The organism is Nocardia sp. NPDC060255 (genome assembly GCF_042727395.1).
Classification (GTDB): domain Bacteria; phylum Actinomycetota; class Actinomycetes; order Mycobacteriales; family Mycobacteriaceae; genus Nocardia.
Map to the genome: position 1 here is coordinate 127,605 of NZ_JBHXAU010000011.1, position 19,621 is coordinate 147,225.

The 19,621-nt window shown below is 67.4% G+C and carries 18 protein-coding genes; 12 read left to right on the top strand and 6 right to left on the bottom strand.

From position 1 onward, the window contains the following. The first annotated feature begins 58 nt into the window (after positions 1-58). Positions 59-1,375 carry a salicylate synthase gene (locus tag ACFWF1_RS21370; protein ID WP_379282183.1) on the top strand — a complete coding sequence of 439 codons (1,317 nt, stop codon included), beginning with the start codon at positions 59-61 and terminating at the stop codon, positions 1,373-1,375. A gap of 69 nt (positions 1,376-1,444) precedes the next feature. Here the strand turns inward: ACFWF1_RS21370 and ACFWF1_RS21375 are convergent, their stop codons facing one another. Beyond that, complete coding sequence (locus ACFWF1_RS21375) at positions 1,445-3,058, bottom strand: (2,3-dihydroxybenzoyl)adenylate synthase (protein ID WP_379282184.1); 1,614 nt, start codon at positions 3,056-3,058, stop codon at positions 1,445-1,447. A 211-nt stretch (positions 3,059-3,269) separates the two neighbouring features. Here ACFWF1_RS21375 and ACFWF1_RS21380 point away from each other — a divergent pair, with 211 nt between their 5' ends. Next, positions 3,270-4,148 (top strand): oxidoreductase, encoded by an 879-nt coding sequence (locus tag ACFWF1_RS21380; protein ID WP_379282185.1) that lies wholly within the window; start codon positions 3,270-3,272, stop codon positions 4,146-4,148. 10 nt (positions 4,149-4,158) lie between these two features. Here ACFWF1_RS21380 and ACFWF1_RS21385 read toward each other — a convergent pair whose 3' ends face one another. Further along, positions 4,159-4,788: a disulfide bond formation protein B gene (locus tag ACFWF1_RS21385; protein WP_379282187.1), complete on the bottom strand. Its 630-nt coding sequence runs from the start codon at positions 4,786-4,788 to the stop codon at positions 4,159-4,161. Beyond that, on the bottom strand, positions 4,788-4,952 hold the full coding sequence (locus ACFWF1_RS21390; RefSeq protein ID WP_379282188.1) for a DUF5993 family protein: 165 nt from the start codon (positions 4,950-4,952) through the stop codon (positions 4,788-4,790). Before ACFWF1_RS21390 ends, ACFWF1_RS21385 begins: the two co-directional genes overlap by 1 nt. Before the next feature lie 178 nt (positions 4,953-5,130). Here ACFWF1_RS21390 and ACFWF1_RS21395 point away from each other — a divergent pair, with 178 nt between their 5' ends. The 4 genes from ACFWF1_RS21395 to ACFWF1_RS21410 all read left to right on the top strand — a co-directional run bounded on the left by ACFWF1_RS21395 (position 5,131) and on the right by ACFWF1_RS21410 (position 8,516). After that, a complete protein-coding gene (locus ACFWF1_RS21395; RefSeq protein WP_379282335.1) occupies positions 5,131-5,601 on the top strand; it encodes a carboxymuconolactone decarboxylase family protein in 471 nt (156 codons plus the stop codon). Between the two features lie 284 nt (positions 5,602-5,885). Continuing rightward, complete coding sequence (locus tag ACFWF1_RS21400; protein ID WP_379282189.1) at positions 5,886-6,977, top strand: 3-deoxy-7-phosphoheptulonate synthase; 1,092 nt, start codon at positions 5,886-5,888, stop codon at positions 6,975-6,977. A 128-nt stretch (positions 6,978-7,105) separates the two neighbouring features. Next, positions 7,106-7,750, top strand: a complete 645-nt coding sequence (locus ACFWF1_RS21405; RefSeq protein ID WP_379282190.1) for a LysE family translocator — start codon at positions 7,106-7,108, stop codon at positions 7,748-7,750. 61 nt (positions 7,751-7,811) lie between these two features. After that, positions 7,812-8,516, top strand: coding sequence for a trimeric intracellular cation channel family protein (locus ACFWF1_RS21410; protein WP_379282191.1), 705 nt, complete (start codon positions 7,812-7,814; stop codon positions 8,514-8,516). Between the two features lie 33 nt (positions 8,517-8,549). On the opposite strand, the gene ACFWF1_RS21415 is transcribed toward ACFWF1_RS21410, so the two are convergent. Continuing rightward, entirely contained in the window at positions 8,550-9,722 is a 1,173-nt protein-coding gene (locus ACFWF1_RS21415) for a pyridoxal phosphate-dependent aminotransferase (protein ID WP_379282192.1), read from the bottom strand. Positions 9,723-9,882: 160 nt separating this feature from the next. Beyond that, the gene (locus ACFWF1_RS21420; protein WP_379282193.1) at positions 9,883-10,788 is read right to left on the bottom strand and encodes a sigma-70 family RNA polymerase sigma factor; all 906 of its coding nucleotides are present in this window, start codon (positions 10,786-10,788) and stop codon (positions 9,883-9,885) included. Positions 10,789-10,895: 107 nt separating this feature from the next. Here ACFWF1_RS21420 and ACFWF1_RS21425 point away from each other — a divergent pair, with 107 nt between their 5' ends. The 6 genes from ACFWF1_RS21425 (at position 10,896) to ACFWF1_RS21450 (ending at position 17,786) form a co-directional block, all read left to right on the top strand. After that, the gene (locus ACFWF1_RS21425; RefSeq protein ID WP_379282194.1) at positions 10,896-11,498 is read left to right on the top strand and encodes a GNAT family N-acetyltransferase; all 603 of its coding nucleotides are present in this window, start codon (positions 10,896-10,898) and stop codon (positions 11,496-11,498) included. A gap of 103 nt (positions 11,499-11,601) precedes the next feature. Further along, positions 11,602-13,260, top strand: a complete 1,659-nt coding sequence (locus tag ACFWF1_RS21430) for a DNA repair helicase XPB (protein ID WP_379282195.1) — start codon at positions 11,602-11,604, stop codon at positions 13,258-13,260. A gap of 41 nt (positions 13,261-13,301) precedes the next feature. Continuing rightward, on the top strand, positions 13,302-13,970 hold the full coding sequence (locus ACFWF1_RS21435) for a DUF3239 domain-containing protein (RefSeq protein ID WP_379282197.1): 669 nt from the start codon (positions 13,302-13,304) through the stop codon (positions 13,968-13,970). A 53-nt stretch (positions 13,971-14,023) separates the two neighbouring features. Beyond that, entirely contained in the window at positions 14,024-14,662 is a 639-nt protein-coding gene (locus tag ACFWF1_RS21440) for a LysE family translocator (RefSeq protein ID WP_379282198.1), read from the top strand. Positions 14,663-14,732: 70 nt separating this feature from the next. Beyond that, positions 14,733-16,136, top strand: a complete 1,404-nt coding sequence (locus ACFWF1_RS21445; RefSeq protein WP_379282199.1) for a M1 family metallopeptidase — start codon at positions 14,733-14,735, stop codon at positions 16,134-16,136. A gap of 391 nt (positions 16,137-16,527) precedes the next feature. Beyond that, a protein-coding gene (locus tag ACFWF1_RS21450; protein ID WP_379282200.1) for an IS3 family transposase occupies positions 16,528-17,786 on the top strand; the annotation gives its coding sequence in 2 pieces (ribosomal slippage) (positions 16,528-16,801 and positions 16,801-17,786; 1,260 coding nt in all). 834 nt (positions 17,787-18,620) lie between these two features. Here ACFWF1_RS21450 and ACFWF1_RS21455 read toward each other — a convergent pair. Next, complete coding sequence (locus ACFWF1_RS21455; RefSeq protein ID WP_379282201.1) at positions 18,621-19,436, bottom strand: hypothetical protein; 816 nt, start codon at positions 19,434-19,436, stop codon at positions 18,621-18,623. Positions 19,437-19,621: the final 185 nt, after the last annotated feature.

Below are 19,621 nucleotides of genomic sequence, written 5' to 3' on the forward strand. Positions count from 1 at the left end.
AGTCAGGTAATGCTAACCTTACCTCCAAGTTGGGCCGGATTTGAGCTTTGGAGGATCGTTGTCGACCACGGACGAACGCTCGCGGGTGGAATATGTGACCGATCCGGCGGCAGCGATGTCCCGGCTGGCGGGGGCCGATCGGTTCGGTGAGTACGTGATGTACGAGCGGCCGGGCGAGTGGGTGTTCGCGGCCGATCCGATCGGCGGTATCGAGCTGGATGTCGAGGAGCTGCGGATCAGCTGGGCCGGGCAGACCACCGCCACCCGATGGCAGGGCCGCCCGGCGAGCGTGGTCGATCAGGCGCTGCGCGCGCTGCCGCTCGACGGCCGGAATGCCTACGGCTGGCTCGGTTTCGAGTTCTGCGCGTGGGTGTACGAGGCGACCGAGCACCTGGACCCGCGGACCACCTTGGCGCAGTTGATGATTCCGCGCATCGAGGTGCGGATCGGCGAGTACGGGATCCGGGTGTCCGGCGCCACTCCCGGGGAGACGGGCGACATCCACGATCTCATCAGCGGATCGCAGGAAACCGAACTGCCGCAGCCGCATCCGGCGGATGTACGGCTCGATCCGACCGGCTACACGTCCCGGGTAGCCGAAGCGGTGGGCGAGATCCAGGCGAACCGGTATCAAAAGGTCATCCTGTCCCGGAAGGTCGATCTGCCCTTCGTGGTCGACATTCCGGCGACCTATCGGCTCGGGCGCGCGCACAACACCCCGGCGCGGTCGTTCCTGCTGCGGCTCGGCGGGCTCGAAGCCGCCGGGTTCAGCCCGGAGCTGGTCGCCTCGATCGACGAGGACCGGATCGTGACCACCGAACCCGTCGCGGGCACTCGGGCCTTCGGTCGCGGCGCGGACGTCGACGCGGCGGCGCGCATCGACCTGCTCGCCGACCCCAAAGAGATCGTGGAACATGCGATTTCGGTGCAGACCTCGTTCGCCGAGATCACCTCGGTGGCCGACGCGGGCACCGTCGCGGTCACCGACTTCATGGCGGTGCGCGAGCGCGGCAGCGTGCAGCACATCGCCTCCACCGTGCGCGGCACGCTGGCCGCAGGCCGGTCCAGCTGGGACGCGCTCGAGGTGCTGTTCCCCTCGGTCACCGCGTCCGGCATTCCCAAGCAGGCAGGCATCGATTCGGTGTTCCGGCTCGATCTCGACCCGCGCGGGTTGTACTCCGGTGCGGTGGTGACGGTTTCGCCGACCGGCGCGCTGGAGGCGACGCTGGTGCTGCGCGCGATCTATCAGACGACCGAGGGCGCCTGGCTGCGCGCCGGTGCGGGCATCGTCGCGCAGTCCCGTCCGGAGCGGGAATTCGAGGAGACCTGCGAGAAGCTCGGCAGCATTGCGCCTTACGTAGTGCGGGCGCAGTAGCGGCCTGCCGGAAATGATGGGCAGCGCATCGAAAGATGCGCTGCCCATTGCCGTTCCCACGATCAGCGGCTAGCTTTCTACGGCTCGCAGTGCCTTCTTGTCGATCTTTCCGACGGCCGTGATCGGTAGTCGGTCGGCCCGGCGCAGGACGTCGGGGAGCTTGTAGGTCGCGAGACCGCGGGCCGTGAGGAAGGTTTTGATCTCGGCCAGCGTCGGCATCTCGCCGTCGACAACCAGTACGGCGCAGACTCTTTCGCCGAGCGTCGCGTCGGGCAGCCCGACGGCGGCCGCATGCCGGACGGCCGGGTGGGCGAGCAGATGCTCCTCCAACTCGTCGCACGAGACGTTCTCGCCGCCTCGGTTGATGACGTCCTTGATCCGGCCGGACACCACCAGGTGTCCGCTCGGCAGCCTGCGCACCAGATCGCCACTGCGGTAATAGCCGTCGGGGGTGAAGGCGCGGGCGTTGTGTTCGGGGGCGCGGTAGTAGCCGCGAATGGTGTACGGGCCCTTGGTGAGTAGCTCGCCCTCCGCGCCCGGCGCGACATCGTTGCCGTCGGCGTCCACCACCCGGATCTCGTCGGCGGGCGACAGTGCCCGGCCCTGCGTGGTGTGCAGCAGTTCGGCCGCATCGTCGAGCCGGGTGTAGTTGAGCAGCCCCTCGGCCATGCCGAACACCTGCTGCAGGGTGGCGCCGAGCGCGGGTGTCACCTCGCGGGCATTGACCTCGGCCAACCGGGCGCCGCCGACCTGGAGCAGCCGCAGCGAACTCAGCTCGGCCTCCTCCCATTCGGTTGCGGCACACCACAGCTGGGCCAGCGGCGGCACGACGGCGGTGACCGTGACCTGATGCCGCTCGATGGCGGCGAAGGCGCTCTCCGGACTGGGATCGGTGACGAAGGCGACCGCGCCGCCGACGCTCACGGTGCCGAGGATGCCCGGGCAGGCCAGCGGAAAATTGTGTGCCGCGGGCAAAGTCGCGAGATAGACGTCGTCCTCGGTGAGCGCGCAGACCTCGGCGCTCGCGGTGGCGTTGTAGACGTAGTCGTCGTGGGTGCGGGCGATCAGCTTCGGCAGACCCGTGGTGCCGCCGGAGACCAGCATCAGCGCGATATCGCTCGGGTCGATCGCCGGCAGCGAATCACCTTCGCGTGGTACCGAATTCAAGTCCGTACCGACGGTGGCCGCGCCGAGCACCAGCACGTGCCGCAGCGACGGCACCGCCTCCTGCACGGCAGCGGCCAGTTCCCGATAGTCGAAATCGCCGAGCCGGTCGACGACGATGTAGCCGACGGCCTCGGAAAGCGCCGCCAGATGCTCGATTTCGGCCCGCCGGTGCGCGGGCAGCGTCAGCACCGGAATGATCCCCGCCCGCAGCATCCCGAACAGCACGGTCAGGAACTCCGGCACATTCGGCAACTGCACCACCACTCGATCACCGGGCGCGATCCCGAGCGCGAGCAGCCCGTGCGCCATCCGATCGGCCTCCGTGTCCAGCCACGCGTAACTGCGCGCACCCTCGGTCGCGTGCAGCGCGGTCCGGTGCGGATGCCGTCGCGCCGTCTCCCGCAGCAGATCGCCCAGCGCACGCCCGGCCCAATACCCGGCAGCGCGATAACCCACGCCGACCTCGGTGGGGAAGGGCACATAACCATCGCGATGCGAAGTGGATGTCGAAGTCACGGTCTACCTCACGGCTAACCCGAGCGGTGCCCGGTGAACATAGGTAAGGCAACCCTATCTCAATGGGGTGCGCTGAATCGAGCAGCTCGATCCACCGGAATCCGCAGCCGTCTCGAGGCGGCGACCGGCCGTTATCCGACGGTCGCGGCGATGAGTGACGGCGAGGCGCTCGCCCAGGTGTGACGCCATGTCTCGGTTTAAACTCCCCGACATGAGCAGGTGGGATACCTCGAATGTGCCCGATCAGGCCGGCCGCACGTTCATTGTGACCGGCGCGAACAGTGGGTTGGGGGCGGCTACCGTGCGGGCGCTGGGCGGGGCCGGCGCTAACGTTGTGCTCGCGTGCCGGAACCTGGCCAAGGCGGAACAGGTGGCCGGGCCGCTGGGGGATCGCGCGGTGGTGCGGCAGCTGGATCTGGCGGATCTGGCGTCGGTGCGGGCGTTCGCCGAGGCGACCGATCGGGCCGATGTGCTGATCAACAATGCCGGGGTGATGGCGCTGCCGGAGCTGCGGACCGCCGACAGATTCGAAATGCAGGTCGGCACAAATCATCTCGGGCACTTCGCGCTCACCGGGCTGCTGCTGGGCAAGATTTCGGAGCGGATCGTCACGGTGGGCAGCGGGGCGCACATCATCGGGAAGATCGACCTGGACGACCTCAACTGGGAGCGCCGCAAGTACCAGCGCTGGCCGGCCTACGGGCAGGCGAAGCTGGCCAACCTGATGTTCGCCCGCGAGCTGCACCGCAGACTCACCGCGGCGGGCTCGTCGAGGATCTCGGTCGCCGCGCACCCGGGCTACGCCGCGACCGAGCTGATGTCGCACACCGAGTCGATCCAGGACGCGGTGATGTGGCTCGGCAATCTGCTGCTCGCGCAGAGCGCCGAGATGGGCGCGCTGCCAACGCTTTACGCCGCGACGGCGGACGTAGAGCCCGGCGGCTACTACGGGCCGACCGGCTTCCGTGGCCTGCGCGGCTATCCCGGCCGCTCCGGTTCGTCGAAGGCGTCGCACGACGAGGCCGTCGCCCGCGGCCTGTGGGAGCTGTCGGAGAAATTGACCGGCGTCACTTACGATTTCGCGCAGTGATCGACGACGGTCAGCTCAGGATGTGCAGGTCGTAGAACAACTGGTACCGGCTCGGATCGTCCGGCAGGAACCAGTGGAAGCCTTCCAGCAGGAAGATCATCACCAAGTTGATCGCCAGCACCAGGCCCAGGAACCACAGCGCGATCGACCCGATCAGCCGATGCGGCGTCGCCGGGATCGTCCGCGCGGCTGTGCTGTGCGAAAACGCCAGCACCGCACCGACGGTCGCGATCGCGGCGACGAACAAGATCCACGCCCAGACATACAGGTGCAGTCCGAGCACGGGCTCACCGTAGCCGGGGTCGCCCGGCAGAATATGCAGCATGGTCTGTCGCCAGGAGGCGAATCCGCCTGCGACGCAGGCGACTACGGCCAGGCCCCAGCCCATCGCATAGTCGCGGGCGCCGACCGTCCCGGTCATGCCCTTGCGCACGATCACCGCGGCCCCGAGCGCGGCCAGCGCCATGAACATGCGCTGCACCATGCACATCGGGCACGGATACTCCTGGCCGACGAACTGCACGGCCAGCCCGCCACAGATCACACCGGTCCAGCCGACGACGAAAACGACGGCCAGCCAGTACTGCAGCTGTCCCACCGCGGTTCCCAGCGTCCGCGCCGGCACGGTCTCGGTGGCCATCAGTAGGTCAGCCCGAGGCCGAGACCGCCGGTGATGTGATGCGCGAGCAGCAGGACGGTGGCGATCAGCAACACCCACCAGGCGCCGAGCACTACGCGCCGAGAACGCTGTCGGTACAGCACGACCAGAGCCGCGAGCAGTCCGCCGAAGATGAGCGTGTCCATAGCTGTCGGACATTACTTGCGCCCGGGGATGTCGCCCGTGGACACGCCGCGCTCTGAGCTGGGACGATGAATCGAAAGGGGAAGTGACTCAGGTCACCCCACCCATCGATGTCACACCTCGCCGACCCGTGTCGTCCTCTCTGTGAAGACGCAGCACAACCACGAGGAAGGCAACATCATGGACGCCCGCATCAACCTCTTCGGCAACCAGGTCGCCGGCAGCTTCATCAAGCGGCTCAACAACGCGGCCCGGATCGTCAGCGACTCCACCCTGCCCGCCGCCACCCACGAGCTGGTCAAGATCCGGGCCAGCCAGATCAACGGCTGCGGCTACTGCACCGACATGCACACCAAGGACGCCGCGCACAACGGTGAGACCTCGGTCCGGATCAACCTGGTCGCCGCCTGGCGCGAGGCCACCGTGTTCACCGAGGCCGAGCGGGCCGCGCTCGCGCTGACCGAGGAGGCCACCCGGATCGCCGACAGCCACGGCGTCAGCGACGAGGTGTGGCAGGACGTGCGCAAGCACTACGACGACGACCAGATCGCCGCCCTGATCTCCGCCATCGCGATGATCAACGCCTGGAACCGGTTGAACGTGATCGCCCGCACCCCGGCCGGCGACTACCAGCCCGGCCAGTGGGGCTGAGCTCGAGCCGCACCGAACGCCACGCCGGGTGACCGACGTGGCGTTCTCGTCGCGGGCGATATCGAATGAACCGGCCCTGTGGCATGTGGCACGGCCGAGTCGTCCGTCGATCTTTGCCTGGTACAGTCCGTGACGTGCAGCGCGTGTATTTCTGGTTTAGCAAGCCGGCCCCGGGTGGGTTGGTCTGCGGCAACCACTTGCGCTGACGACATTCCACCCCGAGCCGGACAGACCGGCTCGACGGGGTTTTACGTCCGTGGGTCGGCCGAAGAAAAGGAACCCACATGACTACCGCTGTTGACGTCGATCCACGGCATTCCGATCTGGACGACCAACGCACTCTCAGCGTCAGCCCGTTGCGCTCGCCCGCCGAGGTACGCCAGGTACACCAGCTCACCGACGACCTCGCGAACACCGTCCGCAAGGGCCGCGCGGCGACCGTCGACGTGCTGAACGGCGTGGACGACCGGCTGATGGTGATCGTCGGCCCGTGCTCGGTACACGATCCCGCCGCCGCCCTCGACTACGCGCGCCGCCTGGCCGCCAAGGCCGCCGAGCTGGACGACCGGCTGCACGTGGTGATGCGGGTGTACTTCGAGAAGCCGCGCACCACCCTGGGCTGGAAGGGGCTGATCAACGATCCGCACCTGGACGGCTCCTTCGACGTGAACACCGGCCTCGGCATCGGCCGCAAGCTGCTGGTCGACATTTCCGGGCTCGGCCTGCCGGTGGCGTGCGAGTTCCTCGACCCGATCACCCCGCAGTACATCGCCGACCTGGTCTCCTACGGCGCGATCGGCGCCCGCACCGCGGCGAGCCAGGTGCACCGCCAGCTGAGCAGCGCGCTGTCCATGCCGGTCGGCATCAAGAACGGTACCGACGGCGACGTGCAGGTGGCCGTCGACGGCGTCCGCGCCGCCGGGGCCAGCCACGTGTTCCCCGGTACCGACCTGGACGGGCGGGCCGCGCTGATCCGCACCACCGGCAACCCCGACTGCCATGTCATCCTGCGCGGCGGCACCTCTGGCACGAACTACGACGCGGCGTCGGTCGCCGAGGCCTGCCAGCGGCTGGAAAAGGCCGGGCTGCCACAGCGTTTGGTGGTCGATGCCAGCCACGGCAACAGCAACAAGGACCACAACAAGCAGGTCGACGTGGTCACCGACATCGCGGGCCGACTGGCCGCGGGCGAACCCGGCGTGGTCGGCGTGATGCTGGAGAGCTTCCTCGTCGCCGGTCGGCAGGATCTCACCCTCGGGCACGCCGATGAGCTCACCTACGGTCAGTCCATCACCGATGCCTGCCTCGATTGGGACACCACCGCCGGGCAGCTCGACCGGCTGGCCGACGCGGTCGCGCGACGCCGTAATCCCTGACTGCCGAACGGGTTTCAGCTTCCCGCGGCATGATCCGGACGGGAAGCTGACCATCGGTTCGTGGTACGGGACCAGCACCTTTCAAGTGGACCGAGACGCGCCCGCGCCGGTCGGCGAGGATCGACAGCGTGATCGAAATGGCGGCAGTTCTCGGAGTTGCGGCCGTGGCGTTGGGATTGGTACTGACGCCGGGGCCGAACATGATGTATTTGGTTTCCCGGACCGTGTCGCAGGGGCGACGCGCCGGGTTGGTGTCGCTGGGCGGTGTCGCGGCGGGGTTCGGGGTGTATCTGATCGCGGCGACCGTCGGGATCACGGCGGTGTTCGCGGTGGTGCCCGGGTTGTATCTGGCGGTGAAGCTGGCCGGCGCGGCGTATCTGCTGTGGCTGGCCTGGCAGGCGCTGCGACCCGGCGGCACTTCGATTTTCGAGCCGACGACCTTGCCGGAGGATCCGTCGCGAAAGCTGTTCATGATGGGGTTTCTGACGAACCTGCTGAATCCGAAGATCGCGATCCTGTACATGGCGCTGATCCCGCAGTTCGTGGTGCCCGAGCACGGACAGGTCTGGTTGCAGAGCCTGGCGCTCGGCTCGGTGCAGATCGCGGTGGGGCTGAGCATCGACGCGATGATCGTGCTCGGTGCGGCAGGCATCTCGACCTTCCTCACCGGCCGGCCGCTGTGGCTGCGGGCCCAGCGGTACTTCATGGGCACCATGCTCGGGACCATCGCGGTGCTGGTCGCGACCGACCGGGCGCGTCCCATGCCTGCCTGACACCACGCGCCTGGGGCCTGTCGGCGGTGTGCGCGTGGCGGGGTGTGACACGGTGAGCGGCATGGTGGATTTCGGTGCGGCGGTGTCGGCCGCTCACTTCGGGTCGGCGGTCGAAGCGGTGCAGCACGCCGGGGAGTTGTTCGGGGTGTTCGCGTTCGCGAGTTCGGGCGCGCTGCTGGCCGTGCGGCGCGATTTCGACATCTTCGGCATCGTGGTGCTCGCCTGTGCTACCGCGCTCGGCGGCGGCATCATCCGGGATCTGCTGATCGGTCGCACGCCACCCGCGGCGTTCGTCGATCTGAGCTATCTGTGGACCGCCGTGCTCGCCGCCGCGGTGATCTTCTTCTGGCATCCGTCCCGGCGGCTGACCCGAGGCCCGCTCGAGGTCGCCGACGCCTTCGGGCTCGGCCTGTTCTGCGTGACCGGGACGGTCATCGCCTACTCGCGTGGGCTCGGCGCGCCGTCGGCGGCGCTGCTCGGCCTGGTCACCGCGATCGGTGGCGGCGTGATCCGGGACTTGCTCGGTGGGCAGACGCCGAATGTGCTTCGGCCCGACCAGATCTACGCGGTGCCCGCGCTGGCCGGCGCCGTCGCCACGGCGACACTGCTGCACTTCGGCGTCTACCAGGCCTGGACCGGCGCGCTGGCCGCCCTCGGCGCGATTGCCTTCCGCCTGCTCGCGCTCCGCTTCGGCTGGCATGCGCCGCAAGCCCGTCGGTACCCGCGGATCAAGCCGACCGATCCGACACTCCCACACCCGTCCTGATCTCCCGCGGCAGCGGGAGATCAGCGGGTGGTGCTATCGCGCGCCCGAGCGGAGCCTGCGCACGCCTTCGTCGAGCGTCTCGTCGCGCTTGCAGAAGGTGAAGCGCACCAGGTGGTTCCAGGCCGCGGCGTCGTCGGCGAAGACGCTGACCGGGACGGCGGCGACGCCGAGCCGCTTGGGCAGTTCACGGCAGAACGCGAGGCCGTCGGTGGCGCCGAGCGGGGTGATGTCGCCACAGACGAAATAGCCGCCGGGACTGGACTTCACCCCGAACCCTGTGTCGGCCAGTGCGGCGGCGAGCCGAAGCCGTCTGTCGGACAACGTATCCCGCAGGCCGGCCACCCATTCGAGCTCGTGGTTCAACGCGTGCGCGACCGCGGGCTGGAACGGGCCACCCGCGACGAAGGTCAGGAACTGCTTGGCGGCGAGCACGCCGTCGATCAAGTCCGCCGGACCGCACGCCCAGCCGGTCTTCCAGCCGGTGACGCTGAATGTCTTTGCCGCACTGGACACCACGACGGTGCGCTCGGCCATGCCGGGCAGCGTGGCGAGGCTGATGTGCTCGGTGCCGTCGTAGACGAGGTGTTCGTAGACCTCGTCGGTGAGCACCAGAATGTCGTGCTCGCAGGCGATCTCGGCGATGGCCTGCAGATCGGCGCGGCCCAGCACGGTGCCGGTCGGGTTGTGCGGGGAATTGACGACCAGCATCCTGGTCGCCGGGGTGATCGCGGCGCGCAGGCTGTCCAGGTCGAGCACGAAGCGGTCGCCATCGGCGACCAGCCGCGCGGTACGCCGCTGCGCACCGGCCAAAGCGACTGCGGCGGAATAGGAGTCGTAATACGGCTCGATCAGCACCACTTCGGAGCCCGGCTCGACCAGGCCGAGGATGGCGGCGGCGATCGCCTCGGTCGCCCCGACGGTGACCAGCACCTGGGTGTCGGGATCGTAGTGGGTGCCGTAGCGGCGGGCCCGGTCGTCGGCGATGGCGCGGCGCAGCACCGGCATGCCGCGCCCCGGCGGGTACTGGTTGAGGCCGTCGGCGATGGCCTGCCTGGCGACCTCGAGCATGCCCGCGGGGCCGTCGGTGTCGGGGAAGCCCTGGCCTAAATTGACCGCGTCGAACCGGACGGCGAGTTCGGTCATCTCCGCGAAGATCGTGGAGGCGAAGGGACGCAGGCGAGCAACAGTCGCGGGTTGCGGAGGCATAGTCGGAGACTAGCCCAGGATTCTTTGTGAATCCGGCCACGTCGGAGGTCGTCGGATCCGTACCGGGTCTTCCTCGGCACGCCAGGCGCGAAGCGAGGGGTTCTCCGGCTCGGCAACGCCCAGATCACCGGCCCGCCGGGCCGTGACATGCCTCGTCGGCTCAGCCCAGTCGAATGCCGGTCAGCTTTGCAGGATTAGCGAGATCGTATGTGCCCCAGACCAGTCCGTCGCGAATGGTGAAACCGAGGACCCTGGGCGGATGTCCGTAGCCCGCGGTGACCACGAGGCCCAATTGCCCGTTGACCGAAGCGAATTCGTAGTTGTAGGCCGGATCGACGTCGGTGCCGTCCAGTCCGTACTTGCGCACGAGCCCCAAGTAGAAGCGCGCGATCCGGTCCGCACCGCGCAGCACGTTCACCGTGGTGGACGTGGTGCCGTCGGCATCGCCGATGACCACCGAATCCGGGTGCAGCGCAGCGGTAACCGCGCGCACGTCACCGGACCGCAGCGCGGTCAGGAAGCGCTGCACCGCGACCTCGTGCTCGGCATCCGGCACCGGCGGCGGCGTGTCCGCCACGGCCTTACGCGCCCGCACCGCGAGCTGCCGCGCGGCCTCGACCGACACGTCGAGGAGCTCGGCGATCTCGTCGAACGGCACCGAAAGCCCGTCGTGCAGTACGAAAGCCACCCGCTGCGGCGGGGTCAGGCTGTCCAGCACCACCATGGCCGCGAGGCGGTACTCCTGCTTGCGGACCACCACCGTGAGCGGATCCGGCGTGCTCGAAGGTGTGCGATCGGTCACCACCGGCTCGGGCAGCCAGTGCCCCACATAGGTTTCCCGGCGCACCGCGGCACTGCGCAAGCGGTCCAGGCAGATTCGGCTCACCACCGTCGTCAGCCAGGCGCGCGGGTCGTCGATCTCGGACTGGTGGGCACCGGCCAGCCGCAGCCAGCTCTCCTGCACCGCGTCCTCGGCGTCGCCGACGCTGCCCGTCAGCCGATACGCGACCGAGAGCAGATGCGCTCGATGTGATTCGAACAATCCGGCAAGCAGAGCGGCAACCATCAGGGAGATTCTACGATCTCCCGGCCGGTCGGTTTACCGCGGTGCCGCCGTGGCGACGCGCGGGAAACCCGATGCTCGGGCCCGGTGATTCGTGACAACATGACTCGATGGACGCACACGCGCTGTCGAACGGAACGGTCTGGCTGTCGATCCCCACCGCGTCGGACATCGACGCGATCACCCAGTGTTGCCAGGACCCGTCCATCGGCGAGTGGGTGACCATCCCGGTGCCTTACACCCGCGACAACGCCCAGACCTTCGTCGACGACATCGTCCGTCCCGGCTGGGCCGGCCGCAGCCCGACCTGGGCGCTGCGCCTGCACGAGGGCGGCCCGGTGGTCGGCATGATCGGCCTGGGCGAGCGCGACGAGTCCTCGGCTGAGATCGGCTTCTGGCTCGCGCCGAGTGAGCGTTCCCGCGGCCTGATGACCCAGGCGGTAAACCTGGTCTGCGACTACGGCTTCCGGCCCACCGGCCTGGCGTTGCGGCGCATCAGCTGGCGCGCCTTCGTCGGCAATTACCCCTCCGCCGCGGTGGCCCGCCGGGCCGGCTTCTACTACGAGGGCCTGGCCCGCCAGGGCAGCCTGCAGCGCGGTCGGCGTCGCGACCACTGGCTGGCGGCCCGCCTCCCCACCGACCCGCCCGGTCCCGCCGCAGGCTGGCCCGCCGAGTTCGACCGCGCGCTGCAACGAGCACCCGAACCCCGCTGAGTCCGCCGCGACGGACCGCCAATTGTCGTGGTCAGGGGACCGGCCGTGCCGGGCTGTCGGGGGTCTCAGGGAGAATGGTCCGGAATCGATGCGAGGAGGGGCTGTGACGGACGGTCCGCTGATTGTGCAGAGCGACAAGACGCTGCTGTTGGAGGTCGACCACGAGTTGGCCGATGCGGCGCGGCAGGCCATTGCGCCCTTCGCCGAGTTGGAGCGCGCGCCCGAGCATGTGCACACCTATCGAGTGACGCCGTTGGCGCTGTGGAACGCGCGGGCGGCGGGGCACGACGCCGAGCAGGTGGTGGACGCGCTGGTCAGCTTCTCCCGCTACGCGGTGCCGCAGCCGCTGCTGGTGGACATCGTCGACACGATGGCGCGGTACGGGCGGTTGCAGCTGGTCAAGCACCCGGCGCACGGTCTGGTGCTGGTCAGCCTCGATCGCGCGGTGCTCGAGGAAGTGCTGCGGCACAAGAAGCTGGCGCCGATGTTCGGGGCCAGGCTGGACGACGACACGGTGATCGTGCACGGCTCCGAGCGCGGCCGGATCAAGCAGATGCTGCTGAAGATCGGCTGGCCCGCCGAGGACCTGGCCGGGTACGTCGACGGCGAGGCGCATCCGATCGACCTGGACTACACCGACGACAAGTGGCACCTGCGCGACTATCAGCAGCTGGCCGCCGATTCGTTCTGGGCGGGCGGCTCCGGCGTGGTGGTGCTGCCGTGTGGCGCGGGCAAGACGATGGTCGGCGCCGCCGCGATGGCGAAGGCCAAGGCGACCACGCTGATCCTGGTCACCAACACCGTCGCGGGTCGGCAGTGGCGGCGCGAACTGCTGGCGCGCACCTCGCTGACAGAGGAGGAGATCGGTGAATACTCTGGCGAACGCAAGGAGATCCGCCCGGTCACCATCGCGACCTATCAGGTGATCACCCGCCGCACCAAGGGCGAATACAAGCACCTCGAGCTGTTCGACAGTCGCGACTGGGGCCTGGTCATCTACGACGAGGTGCACCTGCTGCCCGCGCCGGTCTTCCGGATGACCGCCGACCTGCAGTCGCGCCGCCGCCTCGGCCTCACCGCGACGCTGGTCCGCGAGGACGGTCGTGAGGGCGACGTGTTCTCGCTGATCGGCCCGAAGCGCTATGACGCGCCGTGGAAGGACATCGAGGCGCAGGGCTGGATCGCCCCCGCCGAGTGCATCGAGGTGCGGGTGACGCTCACCGACGCCGAGCGGATGTCCTACGCGACCGCCGAGCCCGAGGAGCGCTACAAGCTGTGCTCCACCGCGCGCACGAAAATCCCCGTGGTGCAGTCGATCCTGGCCAAGCACGCCGACGCGCCGACCCTGGTGATCGGCGCCTACCTCGACCAGCTGGACGAGCTCGGTGCCGCGCTGAACGCCCCGATCATCCAGGGTTCGACGAAAACCAAAGAGCGCGAAGAACTCTTCGAGGCGTTCCGGCAGGGCGAGATCCCGGTGCTGGTGGTCAGCAAGGTGGCGAACTTCTCTATCGACCTGCCGGAAGCATCGGTCGCGGTGCAGGTTTCGGGTACCTTCGGCTCCCGGCAGGAGGAGGCGCAGCGCCTCGGCAGGCTGTTGCGGCCGAAACATGATGGCGGCCAAGCCCATTTCTACTCGGTGGTGGCCCGGGACACCCTCGACGCGGAATACGCTGCGCACCGTCAGCGTTTTCTGGCCGAACAGGGGTATGCCTACCGCATCATGGACGCCGACGACCTGCTCGGTCCGCCCATCGGATAAGTGGAGGCATCTTCTCCGCAAACTGTGCTAGGAATAGGGACGTGCGACGCTTCGAATTCCCGGTCGACCGCAAGCATGCCCGCGCGGTCAACGAAGTCTTCGCCGACCAGCGTCGACTACGCATCATGGCCATCGCGGCCGCGATCATCGCCGCCGCGGGTGCGGCGTTTTTGATCTACCTCGACCACCCGTGGGCCTACCTGCTCACCATCGCCTTCATCCTCGGCACGGTGGTGGCGCTGTGGGTGGCCATCTGGACCGCGCGGCACGCCAGCATCGACAAGCTCTACACCAACGGCGAGCTCGTGCCCGCGGTGGTCTCGGAGACCTATCCGTCGAGCGTGGTGCTGCTCGCGCTGGTCGATGTGGCCAAGCCGGGCGCCACCGATTCGCGCTACGCGCTGGTGATCCGCCGGGTGCACGCCTTGCCGGGCCACGCAATGGCAACGGGGGAGCGGGTGCCCTCGGTCGCGGTGCGCACCGACCGGGCGCCGCGGCAGGTCGGCGAGCGCTGGCAGTCGGTCAGTGCCATGCCGATCGCGTGGGGCACCACGGACCAGGCGGTCATCGACCGGGCCAGGAACACCATCAGCGATGCCGAATGGCGTTTGCTCACCGACAATCTCGCGCTCACCGACAAGGTCCGGCGCGCGCCCGCCAAGCGACTGCTGCTCGATCCGCACCAACTGCCGGGCGATCTCGGCTCCTGAGACCGGCGGCGATCTTGCCTTATTGGAGTTGCGCCGCCGCTTAGACTCCGGAGATGGTTCCCACGTCAAACCTGCTGGCGTTTCTCGCCGCGGCGACCGTGCTCATCATCGTGCCCGGACCCGGTGTGCTGTTCACCATCGGACGCGCGCTCACGCTCGGCAGGCGGGCCGCGCTGCTGTCGGTGGCCGGGCACTGTGTAGGCGTGTTCGTCGCGCTGCTGCTCGTCGCGGTGGGGCTCGGCACCTTGCTGATGGCCTCGGCGCTCGCGCTCACCGTGGTCAAGTTCGCCGGCGCGCTGTATTTGATGTACATCGGGGTCCAGGCCTTCCGCGAGCGCAAATCACTGCTCGACGCGCTCGGTGCCGAGGTCGAGCCCGCACCGGATGCCAAGGTGCTGCGCCAGAGTGTGCTCGTCGGGTTGACCAACCCGAAGGCGATCATCTTCTTCGCGGCGATCCTGCCGCATTTCGCGGATCCGGCCGCCGGGTCGCTGCCGCTGCAATTCCTGATCCTCGGCTCGATCTTCCTGGCCGTCGCGCTGGTCTCGGACAGCGCGTGGGCGTTGCTCGCGTCCTCGGCGCGCACCTGGTTCGCCCGCTCGCCGCGCAGGCTGGCGGCGGTCGGCGGGGCGGGCGGGATGATGATCTTCGGGCTCGGCGCCTCGGTGGCGCTGACCGGAAGCACCGACTGAACCGACTAGCATCTATCGAGGTCGGTACGGCCGTACCGAAATGTGGGGGGCGAAAAGGGGTGGTTGTCGAATGAGGTTGTCCGGCTGGATGTGTGCCGCGGTGGTCGGCGCGCTGGTCACCGCGACGGGCCCGGCGGCGGCCGACCCGCCGCCCGATCCGTTCACCGGATCGTCCGGGCTCGGCGACCCGTACTACCCGGAGGACGGCAACGGCGGTTACGACGCCCGCCACTACGACGTCACCATCGACTACGACCCCGCCAGCCACCAGCTCGCCGGGACCACCCGCATCGACGCCGTCTCGACCCAGGCGCTGCGCGCGTTCAACCTGGACTTCGCCGGGCCCGCGGTGCGCACGGTGTCGGTGAACAACCTGCCCGCCGGGTTCAACCGCAACGGCGAGCACGAACTCACCGTGACACCGACGCTGCCGCTGCTCCCCGGACTTCCGTTCACGGTCACCGTGGAGTACGCGGGCATCGCGGAGAACACCGAGGGCAACGGCTGGACGTACGCGCCGAGCGGCGGCGCCTTCGCCGCGGGCGAGCCGCACTCCGCAACCAGCTGGTACCCGCTCAACGACACTCCGCTGGACAAGGCGACTTTCGCGTTGCACGCGACGGTCCCTGCGGAATGGGAGGTCGTCTCCAACGGCCTGCGCACCCAGGACGAGGTGCAGGGCGAGCGGCGAACGGTCAGCTGGGCGGCGAATCAACCGGTGATCGGCTACCTGACCACCATCGCGATCGACAAGTTCAGCTTCCTGGACCAGCAGCGCGCCAACGGCACCCCACTGATCAGTGCCTTCGCCCCGCAGGCGGAACGCAACCGGGAGACCGAGCAGCGCCTGCCGGAGATCCTCGACTTCATCGAAAGCCTCTACGGCCCTTACCCGTTCGAGTCGTCCGGCGGCATCTACGTAGACGCCGACATCCTGTTCTCGCTGGAAACCCAGACCCGCCCGATCTACGCGCCGTGGACCGACCTACCGACCGCAGTACACGAGATCACCCACCAGTGGTGGGGCGATTCGGTGTCGGTGCGGCAGTGGTCCGACGTCTGCCTCAACGAATGCTTCGCCAGCTACACCGCCGACTACCTGTGGCCAGAGCACAAGGAAGGCAAGGACGTCGACCAGCAGTACCGGCAAACCATCCAGAAATACCAGGGCACCAGCGAGTTCTGGGAGATCCCACTGGCAAACCCCGGCGCCGGAAACGAATTCACGTCCGTCTACTACCGCGGCCCACTGTTCCTGCACGCCCTACGCAGACAACTCGGCGACGCCATATTCTTCGCAGCAGTAAGAGATTTCAACACAGCCCACGCCTACGGCAACGCATCCATGCCAGAGTTCCGCACCTTCATCCAGTCCAAAACCCCAACAAACCTGACCCCCTTCTTCGACGCCTGGCTCAACCAGAACACCCCACCACCCGACGAATACCTCTACCCCGGCACCCTCCGCGGATAACCGTCGAGTCGAGAGTCATATGGTCGCGAAACGATCTTCACCAGCAACCATATGACTCTGCTCGATCACGCCAACAACCATATGACTCTGCTCGATCATGCCGACGCCAGCGCCCACGTGACTCTCTTCGCTTTCCCGAGCGTCTTTGAACCGGACCACAGCCAGTCCTCACGCTGGAACTTAAGCGTTGCCCATCACAAGCCGCGGAAGAGCAGGTCGGGTACCCCACCTGACGCGCCCAGCACTACTCCGGTCATCCGATGAACCAGTCGAAAACCCCAGGACAGCACACCACCGGAGTTCTCTGTGCGTATACCAACCCGGGCCAGTACACGAAGAGTGAACCGCCCCGACTTTCTGGCCGCTTCCTTCTTTGTGGAGGATGTGGGCTATGCCCAAGCGTTATCCGATCGAGCAGCGTGAGCGTGCGGTGAAGATGGTGCTGGACCGACTCGACGGGTATCGGTCGACCTATGCCGCCTGCCAGGCGCTCGCGCCGAAGCTAGGTGTTCACCCGGAGTCGTTGCGTGTCTGGGTAAAACAGGCCCAGGTCGACACCGGGAAGGCTCCGGGGGTGACTAGTGCCGAGGCGGCGCGGATCAAAGAACTCGAACGAGAAGTGCGAGATCTGAAGGAGGCCAACGAGATTCTGAAAGCGGCCTCGATTTTCTTCGCGCGGGAGATCGACCCGCGCCGCCGGTGATCTGCCAATTCATAGATCAAATGCGTGCACAGGGTTTCCGGGTCGATCCGATCTGTCGCGTGCTCACCGAGCAGGGCGTGCAGGTCGCCGGACGCACCTACAGGAACTGGAAAATTGCCCGACCCTCGCCGCGGACGGTGACTGATGCGTATGTGACCGATGCACTGCGGGCCACCTCTGGCACGCCCGAAGGGATGTATGGGCGTCGCAAGATGACTCCGTATCTGCGCCGTCAGGGCTACCAGGTCGGCATCGGCACCGTCGACCGGCTGATGCGCGATGAAGGCCTGTCCGGGGTGGTCCGCGGTGGCAAGCATCGCACCACGCTTCCGGGGAAGGGTGGCGGTCATTGTCGTGCCCCGGATCTGGTCGATCGTGATTTCATCGCGGTCGAGCCAAATCGTAAGTGGGTCACCGACTTTACCTATGTGCCTACCTGGATCGGGTTCGTGTATGTGGCGTTCGTGATCGACTGTTTCTCTCGTTCGATCGTGGGCTGGCAGGCAGCCTCGGTCAAGGACACCGCGATGGTCACCACGGCGCTGAAGATGGCGTTGTGGCGACGCGACCACGACGGCCATGCCGTGGCCGAAGGGTTGATCCATCACAGCGACGCGGGATCGCAATACACCTCGATCAGATTCGCGGAAACCCTTGTCGCTGAAGGTATCGCGGCGTCGATCGGCAGCGTCGGTGACGCTTATGACAACGCGTTGGCGGAGTCGACGATCGGGTTGTTCAAGACCGAAGCCGTGGCTCGTGAGAGCCCGTTTCTCACCGGGCCGTTACGGTCGATCGAGGATGTCGAGTACGCGACGATGGAATGGGTCGACTGGTACAACAATCGGCGGCTGCACAGCCTGCTCGGGCACGTCCCGCCGGTCGAGTACGAGGCCGCCTACTACGCTCAACAACAGCCATCCCAGCCGGTGATGACTCAACCATGAAGCCGGCCAGAAAGTGGGGGCGGTTCAGAGACCCTCGGAAAGGTGCACTTATCCGGGCAAGTGCTTCTTAGGGACTCCAGGCGATGACCTGTCCAATGAGCTGAAGACCTGATCCCATGTTTTCTTGTGAGTAGTGCTGGGCACGTCAGGTGGGGTACCCGGCTTTAGGTGCGCGTCAGGTGCGCGATGTCGCGTTCCCGAGGTGGTCATCTGGCTGTGGTTGCGTCACAAGCGCTTTGGATAAGAGCGGGGTGGTCGGCGGCGGTTTCGGTGCGCGATCAGACCCGTCAGGTACACCCCTGAGCCGGTATGTCCAGGATCCGCACTCTTACTCGGGATCGGCACTCGGAATAGGGCCCTAATGCCAGTGCAGGTCCCGAGTGAGAGTGCGGATTCCGTTGCCCGCGTGGTGAGTGCGGGGGTCGCGCCAGGTGCGCGTTCTCTGCACGGGGTGCGCGAGTGCGGGTGATCAATCAGCCTGCGAAAGGGGCTCTCCGGCCGGTATGCCCAGGATCTGCACCCTCACTCGGGATGTGCACTGGGAATAGGGCCCTAAAGCCGGTGCAGGTCCCGAGAGGGTGCGCAGATTCTGGGTTCGGCGGGGTGGGGTGGGGTGCTGGGCATTCGTGGCGGGGTGTGCACCCGGTTCGAGCATCGATCCGCACTCTCTCTCGGAATCGGACCGGCGATAGGGCCCTGATCCGGGTGTGCGATCCCGACACAGGGTGCGTATTCCGCTGCCCGCGGGGTGATTTGGAAGCCGCTCACCCTTTGTGTAACCGGCACACCCAGTGTGCTGGGTGTGAGGATTGGACAAAGGGTGAGGAGTTCAGGTTATTCGCCGTCTAGGCGGTCGCGGGCGCGTTCTACCGATCGTTCGGCTCGGTCGAGTTGTTTTTGGGCTGAACGTAATTGGTCTTGGGCTGTGCGGTCGGCTGTGCGGCTGAGCTGGCGTTTTTGTTCGGCCTGGGCGAGTGCTTCTTTCAGTTCGGCGATTCGGGAGTCGATGTCGCTCAGCTGAGCTGCTGCGCCTTTGGCGTTCTCTTGCGCTGAATCCCTTGCTGTACGGGCGGATTCGAGTGTCGCCAACGCGTCGTCCAGGTCCTTGCGGGGGTTGTCCTCGGTGGGGTCGGCGGGCTCGGGTTCGTGGTCTTCGACCGAGGTCAGGCCGGGGCCGGTGGGGCCGAAGCCGTCATAGGTTGCTGCGGTGGTCAATGTTCCCGAGTGCACCTGGTCGGCGACGGCCGGGTCGGCCAGTGCTGCGTTCAACGTTTGCCCGACCTCGCGCAGCACGCCCTCGCTCACCGGGTGGTCGTGCTCGGCTGCCAGCGCGCCCGCCTTCTTGGCCAGTGCGTTGACCGCCTGTTGCCGTTGCCCGGTGAGGGTGCGTAGCTCGGCGCCGGACAGTTTCCGCTGTGCCGAGCGGAGTGCCGCACCCAGTTGCAGCAGCGCTTCGACGTCGTCTGGCGCCTCGCGGGCCAGCAGGTTCACCGTCCATGCGGTGACCGTTGGTTTGCGGAGTTTGGCGATGGCGGCCGCGAGGTCCTTGTCGCCGTCGTCCTTGGCCGCGTCGACCTGGGCCGTGCGGGCAGCGACGAACTCGCGCGGAGCGAGTCCGTACAAGTCGCGGGCAACGTCGTCCAGCGTCATACTGGCCAAGCGTAACGACTCGGTCTGTCGGAGCGAAAGAACCCACGTGTTGGACGAATGTCCACGTTCTGGGTAATACGCGAAAGGCATTGCTAGTGAACTCTTTTGGATTTCAATTGCTCGGCCGTCTGCTTCCGAGCATCCTCGGATACGCCCTCCTCGGCATGTGGAGCACCTGGTAGTCC

What these genes read in the sequence shown, in the direction of transcription:
- ACFWF1_RS21445 (WP_379282199.1), top strand. Translation starts at nt 14,733, where the DNA reads ATGAGGTTGTCCGGCTGGATGTGTGCCGCGGTGGTCGGCGCGCTGGTC.
- ACFWF1_RS21455 (WP_379282201.1), bottom strand. Translation starts at nt 19,436, where the DNA reads ATGACGCTGGACGACGTTGCCCGCGACTTGTACGGACTCGCTCCGCGC.
- ACFWF1_RS21400 (WP_379282189.1), top strand. Translation starts at nt 5,886, where the DNA reads ATGACTACCGCTGTTGACGTCGATCCACGGCATTCCGATCTGGACGAC.
- ACFWF1_RS21415 (WP_379282192.1), bottom strand. Translation starts at nt 9,722, where the DNA reads ATGCCTCCGCAACCCGCGACTGTTGCTCGCCTGCGTCCCTTCGCCTCC.
- ACFWF1_RS21380 (WP_379282185.1), top strand. Translation starts at nt 3,270, where the DNA reads ATGAGCAGGTGGGATACCTCGAATGTGCCCGATCAGGCCGGCCGCACG.
- ACFWF1_RS21395 (WP_379282335.1), top strand. Translation starts at nt 5,131, where the DNA reads ATGGACGCCCGCATCAACCTCTTCGGCAACCAGGTCGCCGGCAGCTTC.
- ACFWF1_RS21390 (WP_379282188.1), bottom strand. Translation starts at nt 4,952, where the DNA reads ATGGACACGCTCATCTTCGGCGGACTGCTCGCGGCTCTGGTCGTGCTG.
- ACFWF1_RS21410 (WP_379282191.1), top strand. Translation starts at nt 7,812, where the DNA reads ATGGTGGATTTCGGTGCGGCGGTGTCGGCCGCTCACTTCGGGTCGGCG.
- ACFWF1_RS21440 (WP_379282198.1), top strand. Translation starts at nt 14,024, where the DNA reads ATGGTTCCCACGTCAAACCTGCTGGCGTTTCTCGCCGCGGCGACCGTG.
- ACFWF1_RS21425 (WP_379282194.1), top strand. Translation starts at nt 10,896, where the DNA reads ATGGACGCACACGCGCTGTCGAACGGAACGGTCTGGCTGTCGATCCCC.
- ACFWF1_RS21420 (WP_379282193.1), bottom strand. Translation starts at nt 10,788, where the DNA reads ATGGTTGCCGCTCTGCTTGCCGGATTGTTCGAATCACATCGAGCGCAT.
- ACFWF1_RS21385 (WP_379282187.1), bottom strand. Translation starts at nt 4,788, where the DNA reads ATGGCCACCGAGACCGTGCCGGCGCGGACGCTGGGAACCGCGGTGGGA.